Here is a 5,881-nt window from a genome sequence, read left to right on the forward strand (position 1 = left end):
CGACGCCATGGCCAACGCGAGGCGTATTGGGCTTTGGTCGAATCGTTTCGCACCGAGCGCGGCCCCAGGCAACGCACCGTGGCCTACCTGGGGCTCATGGATGAGGCGGGCCGACTTGGCGTCGAGCAGGCTGCCGATCCCAAATCGTCGTCACCGCAGCGTGAATTATTCTCGGAGCCGACGCGTGGCCGATCGGTCGCGTTTCGCAAGCTGCAGTTTGCGACCAGACAGCGCGTAGGATGAAGCCAATTCCGGAAAGTGCCGGTAATTCGCGGAAATTTAGGCATCGCGATCGCTGCTGCGGTTTATACAATTGCGGCCCATTCGCTTGGATGCACGCTCAAGTTTTCGCGCACCTCGAGCTGCATGCGATCCACTTCGGCTAAGAAACCGGACGCTGCCGCTGTGTAGTTCGTCGCGTTTGTCTCCGTCGCTCGCAAGTGGGCGACCTGTTTTTGAAACCATGCGATTCGTTCCAACGTGACATTTAACTGCAGACCGTTTGCAATCATGTTGCCTCCAGAGTGATTTCGACAATCCCGCGGCGTCCACCTTCCCGCCGGACTTGCCAATACTCAATCATCACTTGTTCCCCGCCGATCGCTCCACAACGTCGAGTCCAAAGAATGTCCTCTAAGTATATCCCATCGGCGGTCTGTCACGAGGCTCGCTTTCCAGCTACCCGAATGTTAAAGGCGTTGACTGGTAGCCGCGGGGCAAACGGCGAAGCGGCGGCGATCGTTTCTCCTCCGCGTTCCCGCGGCTCCGCGTGATATTAGCATCCGGTCGTACTTCAAAGCGTCACGGACTTAAGCCTTGCAGCCTTCTTCCGCCTGCTTCGACTTGACTTTGCAGCGGACTTTGCGACCATGCACGGCGTTGAATCGTTGGCCGGATTCTCCGCGAATGCGGACAGTCTGGCGACGCATGCTCAAAGCCTCGAAGCCTCAAAGCCTTTCCCCCATGCACCGTATCGTTATTGCGTTTCGTGCGTTTTTCGTCGTGCTGTTCAATCGTGTGCGCGCCGAGCAGGTGGAGCGGGCGCTCGATGCGGGTGCGGCAAAGATGGTCGAGCCGCAGTCCCCGCAGGTGATCTCGGAAAAACCCCCCGACAAAGCGCCGCCGAAGCCGGCCCGCAAAGCGGCAGCACGCAACGACGCAATCAACCTGCTGGCCGCAATGCAACGAGAAGCTCGGCTGGTAGACTTTTTCAAGGAGCCGATCGCCGGCTACAGCGATGCGCAAATCGGCGCCGCAGTGCGCGATGTGCATCGCGATTGCGCCGCGCTCTTGGATCGGCTGTTCGGGCTGAAGCCGATCGAATCGGCCGCCGAGGGAGCGGAAATCGAAATCCGCGAAGGATTCGATCCGGCGCGGATTCGACTTGTCGGAAATGTTGCCGGACAGCCTCCGTTTCGCGGACGGCTTTGCCACCACGGCTGGGAGGCCTTGCGATGCGATCTTCCGGAATGGACCGGCAGCGAACGATCGATGTTGGTTGTCTCGCCCGCCGAAGTTGAATTGAGATAGCGAGGCAGAGGGGGGCGGTCCCCGTTTTTCTCCGAAGACTGCGAAAAATGGGGACAATCCCCAGTGTTGTGAATGGAAGTGGCGCCGCGGAATTGAGGTAAACGTCTGCATGGCTGCAAAGTATGTGTTGGGCATCGACCTGGGCACGACCAATAGCGTGCTCGCCTACGCGCCGCTGGGGATCGACGACGCGGCGGTTGCGACGCTGTCCGTTCCGCAATTGGTCGGCCCCTCGACCGTCGAACCTCGGCGGGCGCTGCCGTCATTTCTCTACCTTGCGGCGGAACACGAACGCTCGAGCGGGGCCTACGACTTGCCCTGGGAAAAGGGATGCGACTACGCCGTCGGCGAATTAGCGCGGCGGCAGGCGGCCGAGGTGCCCACGCGGACGGTTGTCGCCGCGAAATCGTGGCTTTGCTACAGTCATGTTGATCGCCATCAGCCGATCTTGCCGTTCGGAGCGCCGCCGGAGGTGGCCAAGACGTCGCCTGTGGCGGCATCGCGCCGGTATCTCGAACACTTGGTTGCCGCATGGGAAGCGGCGTTTCCGGATGCGCCGGTTCGCGAGCAGCATGTCGTGCTGACCGTGCCGGCTTCATTCGACGCCAGCGGCCGCGAACTGACACGCGAAGCCGCGATCACGGCCGGCCTGCCGGATCATCTTGTGCTTCTGGAAGAGCCACAGGCGGCGGTTTACGCATGGCTGGCCGATCGCGGCGAGCGATGGCGGCGCGAATTAAAGGTCGGCGACACGCTTTTGGTTTGCGATGTCGGCGGCGGCACGACCGATCTGACGTTGATCGGCGTCACCGAAGAAGAGGGCGAATTGTCGTTGCGTCGGATTGCGGTCGGCAACCACATCCTCGTCGGCGGCGACAACATGGATCTCGCCCTGGCGCATCTGCTCAGCGCCGCGTTCGAAGAAAAGGGAACGACGCTCGATCCTTGGCAATCGGTTTCACTATGGCATGCCTGCCGAACGGCGAAGGAAACGCTTTTTTCGGAAGGCGGCCCGAAAAAACATCCCGTCACGGTGCTCGGCCGCAGCAGCAAATTGATCGGCGGCACGGTTTCGGTCGATTTGGACCGCAAGAGTGCCGCCGCGTTTTTGCTGGATGGCTTCTTTCCGGAATGCGCGCTCACCGATCAGCCCGCCCGGCGTCGATCGAGCGGTTTTCGCGAACTGGGATTGCCGTTCGAATCGGATACGGCGATCACGCGCCATCTGGCCGCGTTTCTTACGGCGCATGGCGAAGCGAAGAGCGGCCCGATCCGGCCGACTTATATCTTGTTCAATGGCGGCGTGTTCAAGGCTGACATGCTGCGCGAGCGATTGCTGCAGGTCGCCGGCAGTTGGTTTGGCGCTAAGGCTGCCCCGAAGAGTCTGGAAGGCAATCGCGACTTGGATCTGGCAGTGGCGCGCGGGGCGGCCTACTACGGCCTGGCGAAGCAGGGACGCGGCGTTCGCATCCGCGGCGGCGCGGCTCGATCGTATTACGTCGGCATCGAGACGGCTGGACTGGCAATTCCCGGAGCGGTGCGACCGTTAAGGGCGTTATGCGTCGTGCCGTTCGGCATGGAGGAGGGAACGGAGCTCGACATCCCCGGCAGTGAAATTGGCATTGTGGTCGGCGAGCAAGCCTTTTTTCGTTTCTTCAGTTCGGCGGTTCGCAAGCAAGACAAGCCGGGCGATTTGCTTGCAGCGTGGGGAGTGGACGAACTGTCCGAGACCGATTCGCTCGAAGCAACGCTTCCGCCCGTTGCGGACCTGGAAGATTCGTACGTGCCCGTCCGTTTTCATTCACACATCACCGAGCTCGGCGTATTCGAACTCTGGTGCGTAAGCACGAGTTCAAACCATCGCTGGAAACTGGAATTCAGCGTTCGCGGCAGCGAAGAACAGTGAACGGGAACAGAAAAAGGCCGCGGCGAGAGCATTTCTGGCGATTGCTCCCGTCGCGGCCCATCGGCCACTTTCCTCTTCGTCCCGATCGATCAAACCCGGCTCGTCCTCCGATTGATCTTGCCACCTTAGATATCAATTTCCGTTCCGGTTACTCGTCGCCATCTGCGGTTTGCGCCGCCACGTTCACTTCCGACTTGGCCAATTCCGTGAGCTTTTCGTCGGTTTCCTTTTCTTCTTCGAGCGTTTTCTGCAACAGTTCTTCCGCGTCGCTGTGGCCGAGCAGTTGGGCGAAGGTGCACGCGGTGCCGTAGCCGGCGATTTCGTAGTGTTCAACGCGTTGCGCCGCAGCGATCAAACCGGCGTCTTTGACCTCGGGAGGCGCTTCCTCGTCGATCATGTCCTTGCCCTCTTCAACGAGCCCTTCCATGGCCTTGCATTTGGGTCCGCGATGGCTTTGGCCCAAATCGTCCAAGATTTTCTCGAGCCGTTCGGCGTGGGTCTTGGTTTGTTCGAAATGTTCCTCGAAACCGGCGCGCAGATGTTCGGATGACGCGGCTTTCGCCATCCTCGGCAACGCCTTGATCAATTGTTGTTCTGCGCTATGCAAATCTTTCAGCTCGTGGACGAACAAGTCTTCGAGCGACTTTAGGGCTGGCATGATCCACGCTCCTGGTTGTTACTTTGCCAAGGGAAAAATATCGAACCACCTTAGCCTTCGCGAATGAGCATCGCGACGACAAATCCGATCAAGGCGCCTGCAGCAAAAACCGCGCCGACGGATGTTCCTGGCCGCTTTTGCACAAAATGCTCGGCGTCGGCATATCCGTGACGAGCGCGATCGGCCACCGCCGCGAAACTTTGTTTTGCGCTTGATGCGGCCTGCGAAGCATAATCGCGGACTGTTTCCGCAGCCTGGGCCCCCTTACTCCTGCCATCCGCGAGCAAGCCATCAAGGAATTGCATGATCGATTCTCGCGCTTCGCCCGTGTGGCGCTGAATGTAGCCTGCAAGCGCTTCGACATTTCCTTTGAACTGTTCCAAATCGTTTTGGTTGAGTTGCCCCCACTTGGCGTGCAGGCGGCCGACGATTTCATTCCACGTGCCTTGCAGCATGGGCTTGCTGACCATAATGCTCTCCTCGTGATTCGTTGGGTTGGGAGCGGACGACTAAAGATCTGCCGACTGGGACGGCGATTTCGGAGTCAATTTTGCTTTTGGATTTGCTTTCGGAATGGCCGTCGCAGCCGCTTCCACAGCTTCTTGGTGTGATTCGAAGCGGGCGACCACCTCGAGATCGGCGTCGTTCCAAAGGGCCCAATGGCCATCGACATCGGCCGTAACCAGCCAGTTTCGTTGACGAGAACTGCCGGCCGATTTCGAGGATTCCATTAAGTCGAGGTAACTTGCATATCCAAGCATCTGGGCCAATCGAGCCTGCGCGTCGGTCGATGGGGTCTCGTCATCGGAACGTGCAACACCTGTTTTCGCTTCGCCGGCTTCGTCGACTGCTTGGTGTGCAGCGACATCAACGGCATGCTTTGCCAACTCTGCCGTTCCGGCGCTTTCAATCAACTGTTGGGCTTGGCTGTGGGTTATTTCGGCCGTGTGCTCATGGCTCTCCCAAGCTGGGCCGCCGTTTGGCGAATCAGTTCCGTTGCCGGGCCGGGTAGCATTTGCCGCGGGTCGCGTCGCGTGTCGGTTGTCAATCATTCGAAACCGCCTCACTTTTCATGGCTAGAACAAACGAGCAATACAAGTGCCAGGAGTTCGTAATAAGCGCGGAAAACGAAAAAATGCGGCCCTCGATCGATCGAGGGCCGCGTCGATTTTTCAAAAAGTTCCTTCGCCAGAACCCGCTAGCGAACTGTCTCGCCGCTAGGCGTTCTGCTTCTTCATTGGCTTACCACAACAACTCGGTGCTTGCTGCTCCGCGGGAGCCTTTGTCGTCTTGCCGCACTTCTCACAATGATAAGTCGCCTGCTGGGTCGTTGGCATTGGGATACACCCTCCTGCTGGATTGCGGAAACCGGCGACCCCCAAGAAATTTCGGGGATGCCAACATTGCGCTCCGAGCAAAGGCTGTGCCGCGACGAGGGATGTAACTTGCGAGCCGGAAATTGCCGCCCGGCGTCCCCCGACCAAGATTGAAGCACGAAGCGATATGCACTCCATCGAACCGGACTGATTATGCAGTAACCAAATTCAGTCTTAGGGAATGTCGACCAGCGAGTGACTGGCCCGATAGTTGCTCCACACCGTTGCTATGGATAGACAGTGGAAGCGCGGACAAGACGGGGGCGGGGAGCAGGGCGATTGCACGTTAATTCACGGTCCGAGTAGGACTTCGAGCATGTAGTTCTCGTTCCAGCCGGCGCTGAGGCGTTTGTTCTTGACGCCCAGCTTTTTGGAATTGTTCTTGAGTAGGCTCAGCGCGGTGCGACGCAG

At 59.2% G+C, this 5,881-nt stretch carries 8 protein-coding genes; 3 read left to right on the top strand and 5 right to left on the bottom strand.

Annotated elements, in window-relative coordinates:
• Positions 1-243 (top strand): hypothetical protein (locus VHX65_07765; GenBank protein HEX3998429.1); only part of this gene is annotated, 243 nt, incomplete at its 5' end.
• 62 nt (positions 244-305) lie between these two features.
• Here the strand turns inward: VHX65_07765 and VHX65_07770 are convergent.
• Complete coding sequence (locus VHX65_07770) at positions 306-512, bottom strand: hypothetical protein (GenBank protein HEX3998430.1); 207 nt, start codon at positions 510-512, stop codon at positions 306-308.
• Between the two features lie 451 nt (positions 513-963).
• On the opposite strand from VHX65_07770, the gene VHX65_07775 reads away from it, so the two are divergent.
• Positions 964-1,530 carry a DUF2760 domain-containing protein gene (locus VHX65_07775; protein HEX3998431.1) on the top strand — a complete coding sequence of 189 codons (567 nt, stop codon included), beginning with the start codon at positions 964-966 and terminating at the stop codon, positions 1,528-1,530.
• Positions 1,531-1,639: 109 nt separating this feature from the next.
• Positions 1,640-3,436, top strand: a complete 1,797-nt coding sequence (locus VHX65_07780) for an Hsp70 family protein (GenBank protein ID HEX3998432.1) — start codon at positions 1,640-1,642, stop codon at positions 3,434-3,436.
• A gap of 148 nt (positions 3,437-3,584) precedes the next feature.
• On the opposite strand, the gene VHX65_07785 is transcribed toward VHX65_07780, so the two are convergent.
• From VHX65_07785 to VHX65_07800, 4 genes are all read right to left on the bottom strand, one after another.
• Positions 3,585-4,094, bottom strand: coding sequence for a ferritin-like domain-containing protein (locus VHX65_07785; protein ID HEX3998433.1), 510 nt, complete (start codon positions 4,092-4,094; stop codon positions 3,585-3,587).
• Between the two features lie 50 nt (positions 4,095-4,144).
• Positions 4,145-4,564 (bottom strand): hypothetical protein, encoded by a 420-nt coding sequence (locus VHX65_07790; GenBank protein HEX3998434.1) that lies wholly within the window; start codon positions 4,562-4,564, stop codon positions 4,145-4,147.
• Positions 4,565-4,603: 39 nt separating this feature from the next.
• A complete protein-coding gene (locus VHX65_07795; GenBank protein ID HEX3998435.1) occupies positions 4,604-5,008 on the bottom strand; it encodes a hypothetical protein in 405 nt (134 codons plus the stop codon).
• A gap of 753 nt (positions 5,009-5,761) precedes the next feature.
• Positions 5,762-5,881 (bottom strand): ISAs1 family transposase (locus VHX65_07800; GenBank protein HEX3998436.1); only part of this gene is annotated, 120 nt, incomplete at its 5' end.

The sequence above is a fragment of the Pirellulales bacterium genome, from assembly GCA_036267355.1.
Lineage (GTDB): Bacteria > Planctomycetota > Planctomycetia > Pirellulales > DATAWG01 > DATAWG01.

Coding starts and splice junctions, on each gene's coding strand:
- VHX65_07780 (HEX3998432.1), top strand. CDS start 1,640: ATGGCTGCAAAGTATGTGTTGGGCATCGACCTGGGCACGACCAATAGC.
- VHX65_07785 (HEX3998433.1), bottom strand. CDS start 4,094: ATGCCAGCCCTAAAGTCGCTCGAAGACTTGTTCGTCCACGAGCTGAAA.
- VHX65_07770 (HEX3998430.1), bottom strand. CDS start 512: ATGATTGCAAACGGTCTGCAGTTAAATGTCACGTTGGAACGAATCGCA.
- VHX65_07790 (HEX3998434.1), bottom strand. CDS start 4,564: ATGGTCAGCAAGCCCATGCTGCAAGGCACGTGGAATGAAATCGTCGGC.
- VHX65_07775 (HEX3998431.1), top strand. CDS start 964: ATGCACCGTATCGTTATTGCGTTTCGTGCGTTTTTCGTCGTGCTGTTC.